Annotated in this window: 19 protein-coding genes; all 19 read left to right on the top strand. The window is 42.7% G+C overall.

The genetic code is table 11. The features are described from left to right. Positions 1-2: 2 nt before the first annotated feature. The 19 genes from dpaL to HMPREF1521_RS03300 all read left to right on the top strand — a co-directional run bounded on the left by dpaL (position 3) and on the right by HMPREF1521_RS03300 (position 24,320). Positions 3-1,214, top strand: a complete 1,212-nt coding sequence (gene dpaL, locus HMPREF1521_RS08975) for a diaminopropionate ammonia-lyase (protein WP_038115780.1) — start codon at positions 3-5, stop codon at positions 1,212-1,214. Positions 1,215-1,226: 12 nt separating this feature from the next. Next, positions 1,227-2,537, top strand: coding sequence for a YgeY family selenium metabolism-linked hydrolase (locus tag HMPREF1521_RS08970; RefSeq protein WP_038115777.1), 1,311 nt, complete (start codon positions 1,227-1,229; stop codon positions 2,535-2,537). A 165-nt stretch (positions 2,538-2,702) separates the two neighbouring features. Then, positions 2,703-3,896: a knotted carbamoyltransferase YgeW gene (ygeW, locus tag HMPREF1521_RS03380; RefSeq protein ID WP_038115774.1), complete on the top strand. Its 1,194-nt coding sequence runs from the start codon at positions 2,703-2,705 to the stop codon at positions 3,894-3,896. Positions 3,897-3,967: 71 nt separating this feature from the next. Further along, positions 3,968-4,906, top strand: coding sequence for a carbamate kinase (arcC, locus tag HMPREF1521_RS03375; protein ID WP_038115771.1), 939 nt, complete (start codon positions 3,968-3,970; stop codon positions 4,904-4,906). A gap of 51 nt (positions 4,907-4,957) precedes the next feature. Beyond that, positions 4,958-6,286 (top strand): putative aminohydrolase SsnA, encoded by a 1,329-nt coding sequence (gene ssnA / locus HMPREF1521_RS03370; protein WP_038115767.1) that lies wholly within the window; start codon positions 4,958-4,960, stop codon positions 6,284-6,286. Positions 6,287-6,316: 30 nt separating this feature from the next. Next, entirely contained in the window at positions 6,317-8,008 is a 1,692-nt protein-coding gene (locus HMPREF1521_RS03365) for a selenate reductase (protein ID WP_038115765.1), read from the top strand. Next, positions 8,005-9,354, top strand: coding sequence for a dihydropyrimidinase (hydA, locus tag HMPREF1521_RS03360; protein WP_038115762.1), 1,350 nt, complete (start codon positions 8,005-8,007; stop codon positions 9,352-9,354). Before HMPREF1521_RS03365 ends, hydA begins: the two co-directional genes overlap by 4 nt. 17 nt (positions 9,355-9,371) lie before the next feature. Continuing rightward, positions 9,372-11,921: a selenium-dependent xanthine dehydrogenase gene (gene xdh / locus HMPREF1521_RS03355; protein ID WP_038115761.1), complete on the top strand. Its 2,550-nt coding sequence runs from the start codon at positions 9,372-9,374 to the stop codon at positions 11,919-11,921. Between the two features lie 142 nt (positions 11,922-12,063). After that, the gene (locus tag HMPREF1521_RS03350; RefSeq protein ID WP_038115759.1) at positions 12,064-13,449 is read left to right on the top strand and encodes a nucleobase:cation symporter-2 family protein; all 1,386 of its coding nucleotides are present in this window, start codon (positions 12,064-12,066) and stop codon (positions 13,447-13,449) included. 217 nt (positions 13,450-13,666) lie between these two features. Next, a complete protein-coding gene (locus HMPREF1521_RS03345; protein WP_038115757.1) occupies positions 13,667-14,851 on the top strand; it encodes a RuBisCO large subunit C-terminal-like domain-containing protein in 1,185 nt (394 codons plus the stop codon). Positions 14,852-15,010: 159 nt separating this feature from the next. Next, on the top strand, positions 15,011-15,829 hold the full coding sequence (locus HMPREF1521_RS03340) for an MBL fold metallo-hydrolase (protein WP_038115755.1): 819 nt from the start codon (positions 15,011-15,013) through the stop codon (positions 15,827-15,829). A 12-nt stretch (positions 15,830-15,841) separates the two neighbouring features. Further along, positions 15,842-16,321, top strand: coding sequence for a 23S rRNA (pseudouridine(1915)-N(3))-methyltransferase RlmH (gene rlmH, locus HMPREF1521_RS03335; RefSeq protein WP_038115753.1), 480 nt, complete (start codon positions 15,842-15,844; stop codon positions 16,319-16,321). A 143-nt stretch (positions 16,322-16,464) separates the two neighbouring features. Continuing rightward, positions 16,465-16,920 (top strand): CBS domain-containing protein, encoded by a 456-nt coding sequence (locus HMPREF1521_RS03330; protein WP_038115751.1) that lies wholly within the window; start codon positions 16,465-16,467, stop codon positions 16,918-16,920. A gap of 161 nt (positions 16,921-17,081) precedes the next feature. Continuing rightward, positions 17,082-18,386 (top strand): trigger factor, encoded by a 1,305-nt coding sequence (gene tig, locus HMPREF1521_RS03325; RefSeq protein ID WP_038115750.1) that lies wholly within the window; start codon positions 17,082-17,084, stop codon positions 18,384-18,386. A 36-nt stretch (positions 18,387-18,422) separates the two neighbouring features. Further along, a complete protein-coding gene (clpP, locus tag HMPREF1521_RS03320) occupies positions 18,423-19,016 on the top strand; it encodes an ATP-dependent Clp endopeptidase proteolytic subunit ClpP (protein WP_038115747.1) in 594 nt (197 codons plus the stop codon). 12 nt (positions 19,017-19,028) lie between these two features. Beyond that, positions 19,029-20,279 carry an ATP-dependent protease ATP-binding subunit ClpX gene (gene clpX / locus HMPREF1521_RS03315; protein WP_084214615.1) on the top strand — a complete coding sequence of 417 codons (1,251 nt, stop codon included), beginning with the start codon at positions 19,029-19,031 and terminating at the stop codon, positions 20,277-20,279. A gap of 65 nt (positions 20,280-20,344) precedes the next feature. Continuing rightward, on the top strand, positions 20,345-22,654 hold the full coding sequence (gene lon / locus HMPREF1521_RS03310) for an endopeptidase La (RefSeq protein WP_038115745.1): 2,310 nt from the start codon (positions 20,345-20,347) through the stop codon (positions 22,652-22,654). After that, positions 22,654-23,352: a ribosome biogenesis GTP-binding protein YihA/YsxC gene (gene yihA, locus HMPREF1521_RS03305; RefSeq protein WP_084214614.1), complete on the top strand. Its 699-nt coding sequence runs from the start codon at positions 22,654-22,656 to the stop codon at positions 23,350-23,352. Before lon ends, yihA begins: the two co-directional genes overlap by 1 nt. Next, on the top strand, positions 23,349-24,320 hold the full coding sequence (locus tag HMPREF1521_RS03300; RefSeq protein ID WP_038115743.1) for a polyprenyl synthetase family protein: 972 nt from the start codon (positions 23,349-23,351) through the stop codon (positions 24,318-24,320). The genes yihA and HMPREF1521_RS03300 overlap by 4 nt, the downstream gene beginning before the upstream one ends. Position 24,321 lies beyond the last annotated feature (1 nt).

Below are 24,321 nucleotides of genomic sequence, written 5' to 3'. Positions count from 1 at the left end.
ATATGGAACGAATTCAGTGGGTACGTAATACGATGGCACCATCCAGTGACAAATTTCTGTCAGTTATGGATGTTCAGGAAATAAAGAAAGCTAAAGCATTTCATGAAAGCTTTCCGCAATATAGCGTTACACCACTTGTATCACTCAAACACTTAGCATCTTATATCGGTGTTGATTCACTTTATGTGAAAGACGAATCATATCGATTTGGGCTCAATGCGTTCAAAGTGTTGGGCGGTTCTTATGCGATGGGTAAATATGTGGCACAGCAACTTGGTAAAACGATTGCAGATGTACCATACGATGTTTTGACATCCAAGAAGCTAAAAGATGATTTTGGTCAAGCTACATTCTTTACTGCTACCGACGGTAATCATGGTCGCGGTGTAGCATGGGCAGCTAATAAATTAGGTCAAAAGTCGGTAGTATTTATGCCGAAAGGATCTACGGAATATCGTAGACAGCAGATTGAAAACGAAGGCGCTACCGTAACAATCGAAGAATTTAACTACGATGAGTGCGTACGACTTGCTACAAAGAAATCTAAAGAAGTGCCGAATGGTGTTGTAGTTCAGGATACAGCTTGGGAAGGCTATGAAGAAATTCCGAATTGGATTATGCAAGGCTATGGCACGATGGCTATGGAAACGGCAGCTCAATTAGAAGAGGATCATTGCAAGGTTCCGACTCACGTTTTCGTACAAGCCGGTGTAGGCTCACTTGCCGGTTCCGTAGTAGGCTATTTCAGTAATTTATATAAAAATGAAAAGAAGAAACCGAAACTCGTTGTTGTAGAAGCCGAAGCGGCGGCATGTTTATATAAAGGTGCTGTTGCCGGTGACGGAGACCCTCGCATTGTAGATGGTGACCTTGAAACGATTATGGCAGGGCTTGCATGTGGTGAACCAAATACCGTGTCATGGGATATTTTACGAAACCATGCGGATGTATTTGTAGCCGCTCCGGATTGGGTTGCACGTCTTGGCATGCGCGTTGGCGGCGCTCCGATTAAGGGCGATACACCGATTACAACAGGTGAGTCCGGTGCTGTTCCGTTAGGACTTGTGACGGCCATTATGACGATGCCGGAATATGAAGACTTACGGAAAGAATTAGAATTAGATGCGTCTTCAAAGGTACTCTGCTTCTCCACTGAAGGGGATACGGATCCTATGAGATATAAAAACATTATGTGGTATGGTGAAGATCGATAGGAGGTATTATTTATGGATTTACAAGCAGTTAAACAGGCGGCAACAACTTATGGCCCGGCAATGACAAAGTTCTTACGTGAAATCGTGGCATTTCCTGGTGAAAGTGCTGAGGAAAAAGACCATGTAAAACGTATAGAGCAGGAAATGAAGGACCTAGGATTTGATGAAGTTGAAGTAGATCCTATGGGTAATATTCTCGGATACATGGGTACCGGGAAAACTCTTATCGCATTTGATGCTCATATTGATACTGTAGGTATCGGTAATCGTGATAACTGGAATTTTGACCCATATGAAGGTTTTGAAGATGAAACCAAAATCGGCGGTCGCGGCGTATCCGACCAATTAGGTGGTATCGTATCCGCTGTATACGGCGCTAAAATCATGAAAGATTTGGGTCTGTTAAGTGATAAATATCGCGTACTTGTTGTAGGTACGGTACAAGAAGAAGACTGCGATGGCCTTTGCTGGGAATACATGATTAAAGAACGCAATATTCGTCCTGAGTTCGTTGTATCCACAGAACCTACTGATGGCGGTATTTACCGTGGTCAACGCGGTCGCATGGAAATCCGCGTTGATGTACAAGGCGTATCTTGCCATGGTTCTGCTCCTGAACGCGGTGACAACGCAATCTATAAGATGGCGGATATCCTTCAGGACATTCGTGAGTTGAATGCGAACTCCGCTGATGAAAGTACAAAAATTAAGGGTCTTGTAAAAATGCTTGATCCTAAATTTAACCCGGATCATTATGAAGAAGCTCGCTTCTTAGGTCGCGGTACAGTAACTACTTCTCAAATTTTCTATACATCTCCAAGCCGTTGTGCAGTGGCTGATTCCTGTGCGGTTTCCTTGGACCGTCGTATGACTGCCGGGGAAACATGGCAAAGCTGCTTGGCGGAAATCGAAGCGTTACCACATGTTAAAGAATACGGTGCAAAGGTATCTATGTACGAATATGCACGTCCATCCTGGACAGGCTTGACATATCCGATTGAATGTTACTTCCCGACATGGGTTATTCCTAAGGATCACAAAGTAACAAAAGCATTGGAAGAAGCATACACCAGCCTATATGGTACTGAACGAATCGGCGCACCAGATACCGTAGAAATGCGTAAAGCTCGTCCGTTGACTGATAAATGGACATTCTCCACAAACGGTGTATCCATCATGGGCCGTAACGGTATCCCATGTATCGGCTTTGGTCCTGGTGCAGAAGCACAAGCACATGCTCCTAATGAAATTACATGGAAACAAGATCTCGTAACATGTGCAGCTGTATATGCATTACTACCGACAGTTTATTGCAAAGGTTAATAATTATTCATTAATATCATATAGTTAGCAATTAAAATGATATTTAATACATAATCGCTTAGCAGTTATTAAGAAAATAGATATAGTATTGTACCTTTTATAAAGGTAATGAGTATAATTTGGCACTAAGTAGCCCTACGGGGATATGAAAGAGAGGATATATTTATGACGGACTTCAATAAAAGTATTGAGACTTTACAAGGCTTAGATGTTAGCAAAATGTACGGTGAGGATTTCTTCCTGACCTGGGAGAAATCTGATGACGAATTAAAAGGTGTATGGGCGGTTGCTGATGCATTACGTGCTCTTAGAGAACGCAACATTTCTACAAAGGTATTTGACAGTGGATTGGGCATCTCCTTATTCCGCGATAATTCCACAAGAACTCGCTTCTCCTTCGCGTCTGCATGTAACTTGTTAGGTCTTGAAGTTCAAGACTTGGATGAAGGTAAATCCCAAATCGCTCACGGCGAAACAGTTCGTGAAACAGCTAACATGATTTCCTTCATGGCTGATGTTATCGGTATCCGCGATGATATGTATATCGGTAAAGGTAATGCTTATATGCATGAAGTATCTGATGCAGTTAAAGAAGGTCATGAAGACGGCGTGTTAGAACAACGTCCTACACTTGTTAACTTACAATGTGATATCGACCATCCGACACAAATTATGGCTGATACGGCACATATTATTCGTGAATTCGGTGGCCTTGAAAACCTTAAAGGCAAAAAAATTGCAATGACTTGGGCATACTCACCATCTTATGGTAAACCTTTATCTGTGCCTCAAGGTGCTATCGGCTTATTTACTCGTCTCGGTATGGAAGTCGTTTTAGCACATCCTGAAGGCTATGAAGTAATGCCGGAAGTCGAAGAAATCGCTAAAAAACAAGCTGAAGCGAGCGGCGGTTCCTTCCGTAGAACTAACGATATGAAAGATGCTTTCAAAGATGCGGACATCGTATATCCTAAGAGCTGGGCACCATTCGGTGCGATGGAAAAACGTACAAAGTTGTACGGGGACAACGATCATGAAGGCATTGAAGCATTAGAAAAAGTACTTCTTGAGGAAAATGGTAAACATAAAGATTGGGCATGTACCGAAGAGATGATGAGTCTCACTAAAGATGGTAAAGCTCTTTACTTACATTGCTTACCGGCAGATATTACAGGTGTAAGTTGTGATGAAGGCGAAGTGGACGCAACAGTGTTCGACCGCTATCGTATACCTCTTTACAAGGAAGCAAGCTACAAACCATATGTTATTGCAGCTATGATTTTCCTCAGCAAATTTAAAAATCCTGTAGAAACCTTAAAAGAATTAGAACGGAAGGGAACTGAACGAGTTCAACCGTAAAGTAAAGTTTAGGGGCCATCCGTTGTTGATGGCTCCTTTTTATTCTTAAATTAGTTGTTATGAGGAATAACATGAAGAAAAGAGTTGTAGTAGCATTAGGGGGGAATGCATTAGGTAATTCCCTACCGGAGCAAAAAATTGCAGTAAAGAGTACGGCGAAAACTATTGTGGACCTTGTTGAATCGGATTGTGATGTGGTAGTAACGCATGGTAATGGACCTCAAATCGGTATGATCAATAATGTCATGGCAGCGTTGACTCGTGAAAAAGAAGGCCAGCCGAATACTCCATTATCCGTATGTGTAGCGATGAGTCAAGCTTATATCGGTTATGATTTACAAAATGCTCTCCATGAAGAGCTCCTTAACCGTGGGATTAAAGATTTGCCTACAATGACTATGGTTACGCAAGTATTAGTTGATCCTAAAGATCCGGCTTTCAAAAATCCTACGAAACCTATCGGTCACTTTATGACTAAGGAAGAAGCTGAATACGCAGAAAAAAATTACGATTACGTGGTAAAGGAAGATTCCGGCCGTGGCTATCGTCGTGTGGTGGCATCTCCGGCGCCTAAGGAAATCATCGAATTAGATGCGATTAAAGGTTTAGTAGGTAAAGAGTTAATCGTGGCTTGTGGCGGCGGCGGTATTCCTGTTACCAGAGAAGGTAATGAACTTCATGGTGCAGCCGCTGTTATCGATAAAGATTGGACCAGTAGCTTGCTGGCTCGAGAAATTGATGCTGATATTCTCGTTATTTTAACAGCGGTTGAAAAAGTAGCCATTAATTTTGGCAAAGAAAACGAACAATGGCTGGACGAAATCTCTGTTGAACAGGCTAAAAAATATATTGAAGCCGGTGAATTCGGAGAAGGGTCTATGAAACCGAAAGTTGAGGCTGCCGTTGCGTTTGCGGCATCTAAGAAGGGTCGTGTTGCAATTATCACATTATTGGAAAAATCTAAGGACGGTATAGCAGGAAAAACCGGTACGCGTATCGTATTACAATAACATATAGATTTATAAGTATGCATTTCAACCAATTGTTGAGGAGGTGTCCAAGTGATTATATTAGGTAAAGGTACTGTAATTACTCGTGATGCTGATAGACCTATCATTTATGATGGTGCTGTTGCCATCGACGGGACTCAAATTGTTGATATCGGCACATATAATGAATTATGTAAAACTTATGAAAATGCACAAATCATCGATGCTCATGGCGGTTTGATTATGCCTGGTTTTATCAATGCACATCACCATATTTACTCTGCGCTTGCACGCGGTTTATCCTTACCGGGTCCGGCGCCGACGAATTTCGGTGAAATCTTGGAGGGGCTATGGTTCTATTTAGATAATAAACTGACTGCTCCTGATGTGAAAGCCAGTGCATTACTTACTTATTTAGGCTGTATTGAAAATGGGGTAACGACTATTTTTGACCATCATGCGAGTTATGGTGAAGTTCCTAACAGTCTATCCGTCATTGCCGATGCGGCTAAACAATTTGGTGTTCGCTCTTGTTTGTGCTATGAAGTATCAGATCGCAATGGTCCGGATCAGATGAAAGCGGCTGTAGCAGAAAATGTTCGTTTTGGTAAAGAGGCGAAACAAGATCCATCCAGACTGGCAGCGATGATGGGACTGCATGCATCTTTCACATTGAGCACGGAAACATTAGATTATGTGAAAGCTCATAATGAGGATCAGTTAGGATATCATGTTCATGTTGCGGAAGGCCCTGAAGATGTGGCAGATAGTAAAGAAAAGTATGGCATGAGTCCTGTAAAACGCCTCGTAGAGGCCGGTATTTTAGGACCAAAGAGCATAGCGGGGCACTGCGTTCACGTATCTGATGAAGATGTGCAATTATTGAAGGAATCGAAGTCTAGGGTTGTACATAATCCGGAAAGCAACATGGGGAATGCTGTCGGCACAACAGATATTTTAAAACTGTTAGAGGCGGGCATTACTGTTGGCCTTGGTACGGATGGATATACAAATGATATGCTTGAATCCTATAAGGTGGCTAACTGTCTCGTGAAACACGAACAGCATAAACCATATGTGGGATGGGGAGAGGTCCCTCGCATGTTATTTGAAAATAACCGTAACATGGCGAATGAATTTTTTGATACTACAGTAGGTATTCTTAAAAAGGGTGCTGCAGCTGATGTGATTGTACTTGATTACACGGCGCCGACACCACTTGATGAAAATAACATCAACGGGCATTTACTGTTCGGTACTAACGGTATGTATGTGGTAACTACTATTAGCGATGGTGTGCCGCGTATGATCGATCGTCAATTACAAGGTATAGACAAGGCCGCTGTAATGGATGAAATTTTAACGACATCTAAAAGTTTATGGAAACGACTCAACCCATAAGACCAAGCGCTTTTGAAGGAGTGTGATTTTATGAGTGATATTATGTATCCGGTAAGTTTCGGAAAATTGATGAATCACATTATGACTGAGTACAAGATGTACAATTGTATTTATAATGTAAACAAAATTCATCGTACAAAGCATAATCAACGATTGAATATTTTTGGAAAATCCATTGAAAATCCTGTAGGGCCGGCAGCGGGTCCTAATACGCAGTTGGCACAGAATATCGTAGCCTCCTATGTGGCCGGTGCTCGCTGTATCGAATTGAAAACTGTACAGATCATGTACGGTGAGGAACTAGGTATTCCTAGACCTTGTATCTATTCTGTTGATGAAGCATACAATGTGGAATGGTCATCTGAGTATAGCTGTGATGAAGCGGCCGATGAATATATCAAAGCTTGGTTCGCTTTAAAACTGATTTCTAAGGAACTGGGATTAGGTGATCCTGACGGTTTCCTATTCATCATGAGTGTGGGCTATAATTTAGCCGGCATCAAGAGTCCTATGGTTGATAAGTTCATCAATACAATGCGCAGTGCATCCCAGTCTCCTATGTGGAATACCTGTAAACAGTGGTGCCTGGATCATGTAGATGAATTTGAACATATCGATGTTGACTTTATCAACTCCATCGACGATGAGCTCTGTCAGGCGATCACATTGTCCACCATGCACGGTTGTCCGGCTGAGGAAATCGAGTCTATCTGTTCGTATTTAATTAGTGAAAAAGGACTTAACTTATACTTGAAATGTAATCCTACATTGTTAGGTCCTAAACGCATTAGAGAACTTCTAGATAATGCGGGTTTTGAATACATCGATTTTGATGATCATCAGTTCGAGGTTGATCTGCAATTTGACAAAGCAATTCCAATGTTAGAACGCCTTATCGCTCTTGGTGAAAAACATAACAAGATTTTTGGCGTTAAATTGACAAATACATTCCCTGTACAAATTCATAATAATGAATTGCCGGGTGAGCAAATGTATATGTCCGGTAAATCCCTGTTACCAGTAACAATTGGCGTAGCGGAGCTATTAAGTGCTCAATTCGGCGAACGTTTACCTATGTCTTATAGCGGTGGTGCCGTAAAACAGAATATCAAAGCTATCTTTGATTGCGGTATCTGGCCTGTAACGGTATGTACTATTCTTTTACAGGGAGAAGGGTACAATACATTTAAAGGGTTAGCGGATGAAGTGGAATCAACTGATTATAATGCTGCGTTAAAGATTCATAAAGAACGTATCGCTGAACTCGCTAAGGATATCGCCGATAATAAGATTTACAAGAAGAGTGAAGCGATGAAGAAGAAACGGGAGGCGATGCCGTCCTTCCCTGGCACACACAGCACAGACTATCGTTGTCGTGTAACATGTGGTTCTTGTGTTCGCGTATGTCCAAACAGATGTAATGAAGTCATTACCGTAAATGATGCCAAATTGATCATCCATATTGATCAAAGTTGTAATGAATGTGGTAACTGTGCATGTCATTGCGTAGAACCTTGTCAACCGTACAAGGATCGCATTACATTCTTCCACAATAAAGAAGCGATGGCGGATAGTACGAATGATGGATTCTACATCGACGGTACTAGCTGTGGCTACCGTTTTAAAGGTGAAGAAGCCGTATGTGACATCGATGCATTACCGGACGAGTTGAAAGGAGTTGTACATGCTTTTTGTAAGGAGCATGTGTACTATGTATCATGATTATCATACAACAAGGGGAATTGGTCTTATCTGATAGAACCCTTACCGGAGACTTATTGATTGATGGTGATAAAATTGTAGCCATTGATGAACATGTTCCTGTTCCGGATGGAGCCGAGGTCATTGACGCACAAGGTTGTTATGTATTTCCTGGATTTATAGATCCTCATACGCATTTCCAAATGACAAATGCCTTGGCATCCACTGCGGATGATTTTGATAGCGGTACGAAGGCTGCTATTCTTGGAGGTACTACTTCCATCATAAATTTTGCTTCTCCCGAAGAGGGATCTCTTTGTAAGGGGCTGGAGGTTCATAAGGGGCGCGCCTTGGGGCATTGCTCGTGTGACTATAAGTTCCATATGGAACTTATAGAAATGAATGATGAAGTGGCTCGTGAGATTCCGAAGGTTGTAGATGCCGGTGTTTCATCCTTTAAGGTCTACTTGGCCTACGGATTCCGCTTAACGGACCGCGAAATCTATGATGCCATCGAAGCGATTAAACCCACAGGCGTACTCGTTGCGGCTCATTGTGAAAATGGTGATCTTATCGATGCTCTTGTAGCGGATAAGCGCAAACGTGGTGAATTAGACGTCAGCAATCATCCACTTACGAGACCTGCCATGATTGAAGCGGAGGCGATAAAGCGTTTCAGCACTATTGGTGCAGCACTTGATTATCCCGTGCATATTGTTCATGTCAGTTCGGAAGAAGGTCTTTACCAAGTCCTCGATGAACGCGATCTGGGGCATGCGATAACATGTGAAACCTGTCCTCAATACCTGGTGCTTGATCAGTCTTTATATAATTTACCCGATTTTGAAGGTGGTAAATATGTGATGAGTCCGCCTCTTAGAACTGAAAGGGATCAATTGGTATTAAAACAGGCACTATTAGAGGGCGTGTTCCAAACGATCGGTTCTGATCACTGCAGTTTTAACTTTGAAGGTCAAAAGTCTCAAGGACGTAATGATTTTACCCGAATTCCCGGAGGTATTCCCGGGGCAGAAGAACGGGGCATCGTCGCTTATGATGTATTGGTCAATCAATGCAATATGAACGTCGTAGAATTTATGAAATTAGTTAGTGAAAACCCGGCTAGATTATACGGTATGTATCCTAAGAAGGGGACATTATCCGTTGGTAGCGATGGGGATATTACAATTGTCGATAAGAATGTGAAACACATTCTTTCAAAAAAGTCAGCCCATACAAAGGCAGACTATATACCGTATGAGGGTTTAACCGTAACCGGTAAGGTACGGGATGTAATCCTCAGAGGTCACCATGTGGTACAAGATGGATCCTTACGAGAATCATATCTTGGTGAATGTATTCCTTAGTGAAAGGAGGGCTATATATGTACCGCTTTCAAGTGAATGGCACCTATCATGAGGTTCAGGAAGATCAGCGCTTAATTGATTTCTTGCGAGCTGATTTGAAATTGACGGGCACTAAAGAAGGTTGTAGTGCTGGTGCTTGTGGTACGTGTACAGTAATTATAGACGGGAAAAAGGCAAAAGCTTGTGTAACTAAATTATCTCAATTGGATGGTAAATCGGTTGTAACTATCGAAGGTCTATCTGAGCGAGAGAAGGCGGTATACACATATGCTTTCGGTGAATGCGGAGCGGTGCAATGTGGTTTCTGTATACCAGGTATGATTATTAGTGCAAAGGTATTGATTGATGAAAATAATGACCCTACGTCAGACGATATAAAAAAGGCGATTATGGGGAATATCTGTCGCTGTACGGGCTATGTCAAGATTGAAGAGGGTATACGCTTAGCAGCTAAGATGTTCCGTGAAAACCTGCCTGTTCCTGAAAAAGATAATAATGCGGCTATCGGCGCTCGCCTACACCGTGTTGATGCAGAGGAAAAGGCGCTCGGTACCGGTCAATATAGCGATGATGTTTTTATAGACGGTATGATTTATGCTAAGGCGGTTAGAACAAAATATCCGCGAGCTAAGGTGGATCGTATTGATATCTCTAAAGCTCTAGAGCATCCTGCGTGTGTAACGGTATTAACAGGGGCGGATGTACCGTTCAATAAGACAGGTCATTTGATTCCGGACTGGGATGTACTTATTAAAGAGGGGGATATTACCCGTTATATTGGCGATTCGGTTGCATTAGTAGCGACGACAGAGAAGAAATACCTGGATGAAGTATGTAATCTCGTTGAGGTTGAGTATACGGAATTAGAACCTATTCTCGACCCGATGGATGCATTAAAACCTGATGCGCCAAAACTACATCCGGATGGAAATATATTATCTCATCAAACCTTATCTAGAGGTGATGTGGATAAGGCTATCGCAGAGGCTGCATTCGTAGTGACAAATCATTATTCTACGCCTCAAACGGATCATGCGTTTATGGAGCCTGAATGTGCTGTTGCATATCGTGAAGGTGATGAAATTCATCTTTATTCAGGCAGTCAGAACGTTTTTGATGATCGTCGTGAAGTCGCTCGCATGTTGGGAATCCCGAATGAATCCGTCAAGGTTCACGGCATGCTCGTAGGTGGCGGCTTTGGCGGTAAAGAAGATATGTCTGTACAACATCATGCATCGCTTATGGCATGGATTACGGGCAAACCGACAAAGGTCTTGTTCTCTCGCCAGGAAAGCATCAATATTCATACAAAACGTCATGCTATGGAAATGGATATTACCACTGCATGTGATGCGGAAGGTAATTTAGTTGCCAGCAAGGTGAATATCGTATCGAACTGCGGTGCATATGCATCATTAGGCGGACCGGTACTTCAACGGGCCGGTACTCACTCCAGCGGTCCTTATCACTTTGATAATTTCTCTTTTGATGGTATTTGCGTATATACAAATACGGTTCCCGGAGGGGCTTACCGTGGATTTGGTGTAACGCAATCCGTTTTTGGTCAAGAACAGAATATCGATGAATTGGCCGCTCTTGTGGGGATGGATCCTTGGGAGTTCCGCTATAAAAATGTAGTACGGCCTGGTGATTCATTGCCGAATGGACAAATTTGTTCGGAAGAGACCGCTCTTGCAGAATGTTTGGAAGCCGTAAAGGATGCATATTATGCATCTGATCGCACCGGACTTGCAGTGTGTATGAAAAATAGCGGTATCGGTGTAGGCTTACCTGATACGGGGCGCGTTATTCTAGAGGTTCGCAATGGTCAGGTTCGCATCCGCACGGGTGCTGCTTGTATCGGTCAGGGTATGGCTACCATGGCGACACAGGTGCTCAGTGAAACAACGGGTTTAAGTAGTGATAAAATCGTTGCGGAACATCCTGATACTGTACGCACACCGGATTCCGGTACAACTACCGCATCTCGTCAGACCCTCTTTACCGGTGAGGCTACGCGTAAAGCGAGTCTTCGCTTGAAGAAAATGTTGGAAACGAAAACATTAGAAGAGTTGGATGGCGTGGAAATTTACGAAGAGTTCCTTGGTGAAACGGATCCGTTCAACTCGGATAAACCTCATCCAAAGAGTCACGTTGCCTATAGTTTCGGGGCTTGTGTAGCAACAATTGGTGAAGATAATAAAATTTCCGACTTGCATGTAGCTTATGATGTGGGTCGTGTTATCAATCCGCAATCCTGTTCCGGACAAGCTGAAGGCGGCGCTATCATGGGGATGGGTTTTGCTGTAACAGAGGATTTTGTTTACAATGAAGGCTTTGTAACATCTAAATATGGTACTCTTGGTCTCCTCAGATCCACTCAATGTCCTCCTATTCATGTAGATTTAATTGAAAAAGGTAGACCAGATCAATATGCATATGGTGCTAAGGGGATTGGTGAAATTTCAAGCATTCCGATTGCACCGGCTATTGCAAATGCGTATCGTCGCATCGACGGAGAACCGCGTAGGTCCTTGCCGATTAAACATACGGGTTATAGAAAATAAATTTTTGCCTAACGGGGCGGGGTTCGTATAATCCCGACCCATTAGGTTCCTATGTGAAGTCGATGAGAGTTCTAATCTCTATCATGTACGAGAAAGTATGACTATATTAAGTAACTAAAACGTAAGATATGAGGTGTTTATTATGCTTAAAGGCAATTCCGGTGTCAATCATGTAGATGGTATGGTACCGTTCACACAATTATTTGCATATGGTTTGCAGCACGTGTTGGCGATGTACGCCGGTGCTGTGGCAGTACCGATTATTATTGCTCAAGCCATGCATTTACCGATTGAAGATTTGATTCGCTTGATTACGGCCGATTTGTTTACCTGTGGTATCGCCACATTGATTCAGACATTAGGCTTCGGTCCGGTCGGGGGACGTATTCCTCTAATTCAGGGGGTAACATTTGCCTCTGTAGGACCTATGATTATGATCGGTCAGCAACATGATATTACCACCATTTATGGCGCGATTATCGTAGCAGGCCTGTTTACCTTCCTTGTAGCACCGTTTTTCAGCCGTTTGATTCGTCTGTTCCCGCCGGTTGTAACGGGGACAATTATTACAATCATCGGTATCAACCTGATGCCTGTTGCCGTCAACTGGATGGGCGGTGGCGTAGGCAATCCGAACTTTGGTGATCCGCTCTACATCGCACTCGGGGTGGCGACATTTATTATCGTCGTATTAACCTATCGTTTTGGTAAAGGATTCCTCGGAAATCTGGCCATCTTGGTAGGGCTTATTCTCGGTACTGCCTTGGCTATGATTGCGGGTATCACTGATTTCTCCGAAGTAGGTCGTTCGCAATGGGTTTCCGTTGTTCAGCCATTCTATTTCGGTTTACCGACCTTTGATGTGGCTTCAATTTTGTCTATGATCGTCGTAATGCTTGTAGTTATGGTGGAAACGACAGGTGATAGTATCGCTGTTGGTGAAATCGTAAACAAACATATCGGTCAGAAAGAATTGGCAGCTGTTCTTCGTGCTGACGGTTTATCCACCGTTATCGGTGGGATTCTTAACAGTTTCCCTTATACGGCGTTCGCTCAAAACGTAGGTCTTATTGCCGTAACACGTGTAAAAAGTCGTTTCGTTGTTGCCGCTTCCGGCGTTATTCTAATTTTATTAGGTCTTTTCCCTAAGTTGGCAGCTATCGTCGCTTGTATTCCGAATGCCGTATTAGGCGGAGCGGGGATTGCCATGTTCGGTATGATTATTGCCAGCGGTATTCGCTCTCTTGGTAAAGTTAGCTTTGATAATAACTATAACTTGATGCTTGTTGCTATCAGTATCGGCGTATCCATGATTCCGCTTGCAGCATCTCAATTCTATGTACACTTCCCGGCGTGGGCTCAAATTCTATTGAAGTCCGGGATTACAGCAGGTAGTATCGTTGCTGTTATCTTAAATGTTTTATTCAACGGATTTGGTTATAAAACTGTGAATCAGCCGAATCGTGCGGCTAAAAAATATGGTCACTTTACACGGTTTAAAGGCTTCCCTAAACATTTCTATCAATAATTCATATATCATTATAATAATTTGAAAGATTTGTTTATGAATTAGATAGAACCTCTGAGTTTCAAGGCTCGGGTTTCTATATAGCACGTGTTTTATCCTGCACAAGGAAAACGCCTCTCTCTAATATAATTTAGAGGGAGGCGTTTTCATGTCTATATATGGTATAGTCCGGAGGTTTGGTATATAATTAAATAATATTGTGATAAGGAGATGCATTATGAAGAGCGAGCGATTTATAGTCACGTATCGAATAGCAGCAAACAGTTACGATGATGCAAGAGCTATTGCCAGGGCCGTGCAAGTGGAGCAAACTATCGAGTTTCCCTATGAATTTGTAACGGATGAATATATTAAAGAGCACATAACGGGACAGTTGGTGGCATTAGAACCGATGAAAGGTGATTCGCCCTATGCAACGGTGGGAATGATGCCGGGACAAACCATGTTGGCAGATTCTTACTATGTGGCACGTATATCCTACGCGGTAGAAACGACCGCAATGGAGGCGACCCAATTTCTGAATGTCATCTTCGGCAATTCATCTTTACAACCTCATATCTGGGTGGTTGATGTAGAGCTATGTCCATCTTTATATGAGTTATTTAAGGGACCACGCTTCGGATTGGCAGGAATTCGAAAGCTTGTGGGGACTCCCAAACGACCTATGATTCAAGCTGTTATCAAGCCTATGGGGACATCTAGTGCAGAGCTGGCACGTATGTGCGGTGCGTATACACGTGGCGGTGCGGATGTGATTAAAGATGATCACGGTATTTCCAATCAGTCCTTTTCTGAATTTCGTGATCGCATTTCCCGCTGTGCCTATACGGTGCAGGAGATAAATGCCGCTCATGGTACAAAGACCTTGTATGCGGCCAATATATCAGGTGATGGCCCTGAGGTTATGGAACGGGCACAGTTTGCAAAGGAAGCAGGTGCGACAGCCCTCATGGTGGCTTCGAGTTTAATCGGCTTTGGATGGTTACATGTGTTGGCCACGGATGAAACACTAGGCTTGCCGATTATCAATCACCCTGCGTTCTCAGGATGTTGTGTGAGCCCGGGAATATCCGGTGTGGCTGATTATTTACAGTTGGGCTTGTTTCCTCGATTGTTCGGTGCCGATATGCCGATTTTCGTGTCTTACGGCGGACGTTTTACTTTCACACAGGATCAATGTCAACGGATCAGCAGATATATAAAAAATCCTACGGGGCCTTTGAAAGCTGCATGTCCGGCGCCGGGAGGGGGCATTACCGATACGAGATTAGCTGAATTGGTCGGCTTATACGGGAATGATACGATGTTCCTCGTCGGCGGCGACATGTTCCGCCGAGGTCCCGATATTGAATCGAATATGGCGTATTTTGTGAATCGTTTAGATGAACTATCCGATTTATAAAATAATGGTAATATATTTTTTTATATGATACGAATGGTGAAAGCGTAATTTTTTCATATTTATTTATAGTGAAAATAATTTAAAGTTGCTTTCATAATTTATAGTATGATGATTAATTACAATGAAACTAAATTATAGTGGATATAATGGAGCAGTTTGATGGGTGAGTCCTCACAGTTGGAGGTGCACGTTATTGCCAGCGGTAGCAAGGGAAATTGTACGGTTGTCAAGAAGGGCGCTTCGGTCATATTGCACGATGCGGGTATCAGCTGTCGCCGCATTGTGAACGGTTTGAAAGAATTACATATTGATATGGCTCAGGTTGAGGGGATATTTGTCAGTCATGAACATAGTGATCATATTGCCGGTTTACAGCAGTTATTAAAACGTTTTGATATTCCCGTATATACGAAGATGGGAACGTGGCGTGAAATACAAGATAAGCTGGATGTGCCGAAGCATCAGTTGATACCGATAACAAAGGGAAGTATCACATTGGGGAATTTGACGGTGGAGCCTTTTGCAGTCAGTCATGATGCGGCGGATCCTATCGGCATTAACGTGTTTTCCGGAACGGATAAGGCTACGGTAGTTACCGATACGGGAATTATTACGGATGATATATTACATCGTCTCGACGATACGACGTTGCTTGTACTGGAGGCGAATTACGATCCTCATATGTTGCAGTTCGGTCCCTATCAACCGTTTTTAAAGCAGCGCGTGTCCGGAAATTTCGGCCATTTGAGTAATGAAATGGCGGCACAGGCCTTGCTTATGATGAAACGACCTGATTTTATGCAGGTTATTCTGGCACATCGTTCGGAAAACAATAATAATCCTGTTGTGGTAACGCAGACCATCGGACGGATGCTCGTTGACGGAGGGGTCAAAATCGGGCCGGAGATGAAGTTGCAGCATGGTCAACCTAATGAAATCGTATCGATGAGGGCCGTGATGAAGGTCGAACAGAAATAATGGGGAGTCAGTATGAGATTTTATGTGGTATGCATCGGAAAATTAAAAGAATCTTATTTGCGTGACGGCGTGGCCGAATTTGTAAAGCGCATGCGTCCGTACGGCGGCATTACGATTACCGGACTCGGTGAAAGCAAAATCGGAGATCGAGCCGGTGATGCGGAGCGTAAGCAGGTGGTCGATGATGAAGGGGAACGCTTGCTGAAATCGGTACCTAAGAATTCCTATACGGTGCTTCTCGATGTGTATGGACGTACCATGTCGTCTGAGGATTTAGCGAAGACAATTGCTAAATTGGAAGTAGACGGTGTCAGTGATATGACTTTCATCATAGGTGGTGCCTTTGGCGTCAGTGATGCATTACGTGGTGCGGTCAATTGTAAATTGTCTTTCAGCCCGATGACCTTCACTCATCAAATGGTACGATTACTCCTGGTGGAACAAATTTACAGAGCCTCTAAAATCAATCGGAATGAACCGTATCATTGGTAGTGTTTTGCTCTGCGTGAAGGTACTGTTTTGAGATAAGAGAAATCTCATAAATTTCTGAGATAATACTTTTATAAAAAAGGAGTTTCATTATTTCATAGCGAATAGTATAATTAAGCAAGATATATTTTAAGGAGGAATTCACTATGAAAATCCAAGAGGTAATGAATAAATATCCTGTTACTATTGGCAAAGAGGCGCCAATCTCTGATGTGGCTGATTTATTGGTTAAATATAATTTAACGGCTGTATCCGTAGTGGATGACAACAATAAATTACTGGGCATCATATCCGAAGGGGATTTACTGTATAAAAAGGTGCGTCCTCATGTGCCTCATTATGTAAATGTATTGGGTGCCAGCATCTACTATAATGGTATTGGTGAATATAATTCCCAGTTTAAAAAATTACTTGCATCTCATGTTCATGAATTGATGACTGATGAAGTGATTACTACTACGCCGGAGAAAGATGTGGAGGAAGTCGTTTCCGTCATGTTGGATCAACATTTGAAGAATGTTCCGGTGGTGGATAAGGATTACCATTTAATCGGTATCCTGTCTCGTCGTGACATCATCAAATTGATTGCAAAAGATAATTAATAGGAATAATTTTAAAAATTTTACAAAGACCATCCGAAGGGGTGGTCTTTTAGTGTATATAGAGATGAATTGCATTGACTTTGCATTTATGTTATTATTAGGAGTGCATAATATACTACAGAAATTTGGGCGTTTCGCCCTTCAAGGAGGACATATTTTAAATGAAAGCAACTGTAAATCCTGTTGATCAACACGTGGTAACGTTAACTATTGAAGTACCTGCAGCAGAAGTAGATAAAGGCATTAAACAAGCTGTAAAACGCATTGCAGGTCAAGTAAATATCCCAGGTTTCCGTAAGGGTCATGCACCACGTCGCATCTTGGAAATGAATTTCGGGAAAGACGCTATCTTAGAAGAAGCATTCGAAGTATTGGCTAATCAAAATTATAGTGCAGCACTTCGTGAAAATGATATTATCCCTGTATCCGAACCTGAAATCGAACGTGAACAGTTCGAAGAAGGTAAAGATTTGATTTTTAAGGCGACTGTAACAAAACGCCCTGAGGTTAAACTTGGCGACTATAAAGGCTTGGAAGCTGAAAAACAGGATGCTACAGTAACTGACGAACAAATTGAAGAACAATTGAACAATATCCGTGAACAACAGGCGACTATGGTCGTTGCTGAAAAAGGCGCAAAAATTCAGAAGGACGACTTTGCAGTGATCGACTTCGCAGGTACCGTTGACGGTAAACCGTTTGACGGCGGAGAAGGTAAATCCTATCCGTTACAAATCGGTTCCGGCAGCTTCATTCCTGGCTTTGAAGATCAATTGATCGGTGCAAAAGCCGGTGATGATGTAACCGTAAAAGTAACATTCCCTGAAGACTACTTCGTGGCAGAACTTGCCGGTAAAGAAGCGGAATTCAAAACTCATATTCATGACATCAAACGTAAGGAATTGCCTGAATTAAACGATGAATTCGCTAAAGGGGCAAGCTCTTACGAAACGTTGGATGAATTGAAAAAAGATCTTCGCACGAAAATGGAAGAAGAAGCATCCCGTCGTGCAATTGATACTTATAATGCTGATTTGATTCAAACAGCTGTAAAAAATGCGACTGTAGACATTCCGGAAGTAATGATTACTGATCGCGTGGAACAAATGATTCAAGAATTGGCTATGAACATGGAAGGTCGTGGCTTGAAACTTGATGATTATTTAAAATTCTCTAATAAAACCATTGAAGATTTACGCGCCGAATACAAAGATTCCGCAGCTGAAAACGTACGTGCCGATCTGGTATTGGACGCAATCGCTACTGCGGAAAATATGGAAGTAACTCCAGATGATATGAATCGTGAAATCTTCGTTATGGCCCAAAACTTCGGGGCAGACCCTAAAGAAGTTTGGGATATTATTGCAAAAGAAGGCCGTGTAGCTATGTTGGCAGGCTCCGTAGCACGTAAAAAAGCAGCTCGATTCATTATTGATAATGCAAAGGGTGCTGAAGCAGCTAAATAACAGCCTGATCAACTGGATATACGAATAGGTGAATATATGTATGTACCAATCGTAGTTGAACAAGGAGAACGCGGAGAGCGCTCCTATGATATTTATTCTCGCTTGTTGAAAGACCGCATTATTTTTCTCGGTGGCCCTATCGATGATAATGTAGCAAATGCGGTTATTGCACAAATGCTCTTTCTTGAAGCGGAAGATCCAGACAAGGATATTCATTTGTATATCAATAGCCCTGGCGGTGTTGTAACCGCCGGTATGGCTATTTATGATACGATGCAATACATCAAACCGGATGTATCTACTATTTGTGTAGGCTCTGCCGCCAGTATGGGTGCCGTTTTATTGACGGCCGGTACAAAGGGTAAACGGTATGCACTACCTCATGCACGCGTTATGATTCACCAACCGTTAGGTGGCGTACAGGGGCAGGCATCTGAAATTGAAATTCATGCTCGTGAAATTCTTCGTATGCGTGAAGAACTGAACGGTATCTTAGCGTCTCGCAGTGGACAAGATATTGACGTTGTATCTCGTGATACGGATCGAGACAATTTTATGAGTGCTCAAGATGCCGTTGAATACGGCTTAATTGATGAGGTACTCACAAGAGAACCTGTAGAAAGCAAGTAGTGGAGGCGTCCATTGGCAAAAGATAAGGAAAGTATGCGCTGCAGTTTTTGTGGACGTACTAGTGAAGAAGTCCGCAAATTAGTGGCGGGTCCGAATGTATATATTTGTGATGAATGCGTTGAGGTTTGTGAACGAATCATTGCTGATGAACTGGGTGACCTCGAATCGGATTTCGAATTGCAAGAATTGCCGACGCCAAGAGAAATAAAAGCTCATCTTGACGAATATGTTATCGGTCAGGATGATGCGAAAATCTCTTTAGCTGTGGCTGTATATAATCACTATAAACGATTACAGACAGATAATGTAGTCGACGATGTTGAATTACAGAAGGCGAATGTATTATTCATTGGCCCTACCGGTAGCGGTAAGACGCTTTTGGCTCAAACATTGGCAAAAATGTTGCAAGTTCCATTTGCTATTGCCGATGCGACCAGTCTGACTGAAGCTGGCTATGTAGGGGAAGATGTGGAAAACATTCTTCTTAAATTGATTCAAGCTGCAGATTATGATATCTCTCGTGCCGAACGAGGCATTATCTATATAGATGAAATTGATAAAATTGCTCGTAAGTCTGAAAATCCTTCTATTACACGTGACGTGTCAGGCGAAGGTGTTCAACAGGCATTGCTAAAAATTCTGGAAGGAACTGTTGCATCAGTCCCTCCGCAAGGCGGACGGAAGCATCCTAATCAGGAGATGTTGCAAATCGATACGACAAATATCCTGTTTATTTGTGGCGGTGCTTTTGACGGTATGGATAAGGTTATTACCAAACGTACCGCGAAGAAAACTCTTGGGTTTGGTGCTGATGTGCAACGTACAGAAGAACGTAATGTGTCAGCTATCTTAAAAGATGTTGTACCTGAAGATTTATTGAAATTTGGTCTGATTCCTGAATTCATCGGTCGCTTACCTGTGATGGTGACGTTGGACCAGCTGGATCGGGATGCATTGATTCAAATTCTGACAAAGCCTAAGAATGCATTAACAAAACAATATGAAAAAATTCTTTCCCTTGATGGGGTGGAATTAACTTTCACTGAAGATGCATTAGAAGAAATCGCTGATGAAGCTTTGCAGCGAAAAACAGGTGCTCGTGGTTTGCGTGCTATCATTGAAAAGGTGATGAAACGCGTTATGTATGAAGTTCCTTCGATGCCGGAGGTAACAAAGTGCATTGTTAATCGTGAATCCGTATTGAGCACAGGTGAACCTATACTCAAAAATGAGGCAGACCAAGACATCCAGTTGAAATCGTAATTCGAAGAAACTCATTTCTGTGTAGGAATGAGTTTCTTTTCATAATATAAATACCTGGAGGACCTATGAATTTACTCGAAATTGGGATCCCTACCGTACCTCTCAGAGGCATGGTCGTATACCCGAATATCGTGATTCACCTCGATATCGGTCGAGACAAATCCATTAAGGCGGTGGAAGCCGCAATGAATGAGGATCGCATTTTAGCCGTCGTAACTCAAAAAGATGATGCTGTAGATGCACCGACAGTTCATGATTTAGCCCAAATGGGCACATTGGTGAAAATTAAACAAATGTTGCGCTTACCAGGTGGTATAGTACGTGTTCTTGTAGAGGGCATCACTCGTATTCGCCTTATGAATATTACCAGCATGGACCCTTATTATGTAGGGGATTATGAACGAGTGGCGTCTGAGTTTGAAGATGATGTGGAATTAGAGGCCTATCGTCGTTTAGTGCAAGCTAAGTTTAACGAGTGGGTAGAAGAAGCTAAAACCATTACCGATGAAGGGGTAACCCGTGTAATGGAACTTCGTGATCCATGTGAATTGGCGGATCAAGTTGCATTCCTCTTGCCTATTAATAACTTGAAGCGCCAGGAATTACTTGAAGAGCTATCTGTTGCAAGACGTCTTAATATGATTGTGGGTATCTTGAATATGGAATTACAAATCTCCGATTTGGAGAATTCAATTAATAATCAAGTACGGCAATCCATGGAAAAAGCACAGAAAGAATATTTCTTGCGCGAAAAAATCCGAATCATTCACGATGAATTAGGTGATAAAGGTGATCCGGAGGAAGAGGCGGAAGAGCTACGTGCTCAATTGAAGGCCTTGAACCTCAGCGAGGATGTGCATACGCGCATCGATAAAGAAATTTCTCGCTATAGCCGTATGCCTCAGTTGATGCCGGAAGCGACGATTTTACGGAACTATTTGGATTGGGTTTTGTCCTTGCCGTGGAACGAGTTGAGTGAAGATCGACTCGATATTAAAGAAGCTGAATCAATCCTTGAAGCAGATCACTACGGGCTTGAAAAGGTTAAGAAACGCATCCTAGAATTCCTTGCGGTACGTAAGCTGACCGGTAAAAATAGCGGTTCAATTCTCTGCCTGGTTGGCCCTCCAGGGGTCGGTAAAACATCATTGGCCACATCGATTGCAAAGGCGATGAACCGTAAGTTTATCCGCGCTTCCCTGGGTGGTGTGCGGGATGAGGCTGAAATTCGCGGTCATCGTCGCACGTATATCGGTGCGTTGCCGGGTCGAATGATTCAAGGTATTAAGAATGTGGGGACGAAGAATCCCGTTTTCCTTTTAGATGAAATCGACAAACTCGCTTCTGATTATAAGGGCGATCCGTCCTCTGCATTGTTGGAGGTATTGGATCCTGAACAAAACAGCACATTTAGTGATCATTTCATCGAAGTACCGTTCGATTTCTCGGAGGTGTTCTGGATTACTACGGCTAATGTAGCATCCAATATTCCTGGACCATTATTGGACCGTATGGAAATTATCGAACTATCCAGTTATATGGAAGAAGAAAAGCTGGAAATCGCAAAGCGCTATTTAGCGCCTAAACAGATCAGGAAAAACGGTCTTGAAAATTACAAGGTGAAATTATCTGATGCAGTATTGAGAAAGGTGATTTCCGAATATACTCGCGAAGCGGGTGTCCGTACTTTAGAAAAAACAATCGCGAAGATTTGTCGTAAAATTGCATTTAAAGTCGTCGAAGAAGGTGGTGACGCACCGAAAGTGACCACAAAGAATCTTCATGAATTTCTGGGCGCTCCGATTTTTATCGATCAGGAGCGGGAAAAGAAGCCGCAAGTCGGCTATGTGAACGGTTTGGCATGGACCTCTGTTGGCGGTGTTGTATTGCCGTGCGAGGCGACGACGATGGACGGTACCGGTAAACTCGCGCTTACGGGTAGTCTCGGGAAAGTAATGCAGGAATCCGGTCAAGCGGCGATGAGTTATATTCGCCATAATGCAAAAGCCTTGAAAATCAATGAGGACTTTTACAAGAAACTCGATATTCATGTGCATTTACCGGAAGGGGCAACCCCTAAGGACGGCCCTTCCGCAGGGATTACTATGACACTCGCGATGGTATCGATTTTAACGGGTAGAAAGGTACGTGCCGATATTGCCATGACCGGTGAGATTACATTGCGTGGGCGCGTATTGCCTATCGGCGGATTGAAAGAAAAGCTATTGGCTGCATTGTCCTACGGGGTGAAAGAAGTCTTGATTCCGAAAGGCAATGAAAAGGATATAGCGGAATTACCTGATATTGTTAAAGACGGACTTACCATTACAACAGTAAAGACAATGGATGAAGTATTAGCAAAGGCACTTGTATAATGCAAAAAAAGAAAAAATCCACTAAACATATGGGACCGAAACCGCAATATACACGAAAAGAAGTTAGCGGGCCCCGTATTATAGCAGCAAAATATAATACATCCTGTGTAAAGGCTGATCAATATCCCGAAGGTGATACGGTAGAGATCGCGTTTTTAGGCCGCTCCAATGTGGGAAAATCTTCATTGATAAATTCGTTATGTAATCATCGGGGACTGGCACTTGTCAGTGGACAACCGGGAAAGACAAAAACAATTAATTATTTTGATATTGAATCAAAAGAAGTCCTTTCCGATACGGAAGAACGCAGATACAATTGGTTCCTTGTGGATTTACCGGGCTATGGCTTTGCAAAGACCAATAAAGGAAATCGAAATTTGTGGTCCTCGTTTATTGCGGATTATATTCTAAATTCCGAACGATTAATGTTATTATGCCTGCTTATCGATGGGCGCCATCCTGAGATGCCCATCGACAAGGTGGCTTACGATTGGCTTATAGAGGCAGGCGTACCGTTGCAGATTATAGTAACTAAAGCGGATAAGCTGACAGCAAAGGAAAAGTCAGTGAATCTTGCCATTATCAAGGACTTGTATCCGACGGGGACCCCGCCTATTTTATACAGCTCTTTAAAACATACGGGGCGTGAGTTGTTGCAACAGCGGATTAATAAGGTTTTATTAGGAGAGGAAGCATGAGTCAGACCAATGAAATAGAGATTATGGAACGCATGGCTCTAGATTTAGAGGGGGTTGAAGAGTCTCTTGCTGCATCTTTTAATACCGGTTCGGAGGATTTCAACGTACTGATCAGACCTTTATCCGCCGCAGGTGGTAAGCGGTTACGTGCTCAATTATGCCTGCTCATAGCTAATGCGGGACAATCGATTGAGTCTGAACGTATAAAAATCGCTGAAGCCGTCGAAATGCTTCATCTGGCGACACTTATCCATGATGATGTATTGGACCAGGCCAAAATTCGTCGCGGTGAAGAAACGATTCATATGCATAAGGGGAATAAAGTAGCTATTCTTAGCGGTGATTATCTGTTTGCAAAGGCTTTTCGCATTGTTTCGGAAATGCCGTCGATGAAGTATCTGCAAGTTTTTTCTCATATTATCACATGTCTTGTAGAAGGTGAATTCATGCAGATGGAGGACGTATATCGTATCGATCAGGGGATTGAGCGGTATATGACAAAAACGCAGAAGAAGACGGCGGATTTTATGGAAGGTTGCATGGAATTAGGCGGCTTATTGGGCGGCTGGCGCGATACGGAAATCGTTGAGCTCAAAAAATATGGACACGCATTGGGGATGGCGTTTCAGATCACCGATGATATTATGGATTATCGGGAAACGTCCGATACGACAGGAAAACCTGTAGGCAATGATTTGCGCGAAGGTTTATTGACCTATCCGTTATTGAGCATTGTCAATGATACGAATAAAGATAAATTGTTAGCCGATATTAAGGCTCTTAATAATGGTGGCAATGAGCAGCAAATTATCGATTATGTTATCGCCGAAGGTGGTATAGACAATACATTGGCGGTAGCTGAAAAATATTGTAAGGATGCATTGGCTGCGCTTGAAGCTGTACGGGATTTTCCGGGAAAGGAATTTCTCGTTATGGCCGTTGAGAAGTTAGCCGATAGAAAGGTATGAT

The sequence above is a fragment of the Veillonella sp. AS16 genome (genome assembly GCF_000517785.1).
GTDB lineage: Bacteria > Bacillota > Negativicutes > Veillonellales > Veillonellaceae > Veillonella > Veillonella denticariosi.
This window is presented reverse-complemented; position numbering and strand designations above follow the sequence as displayed.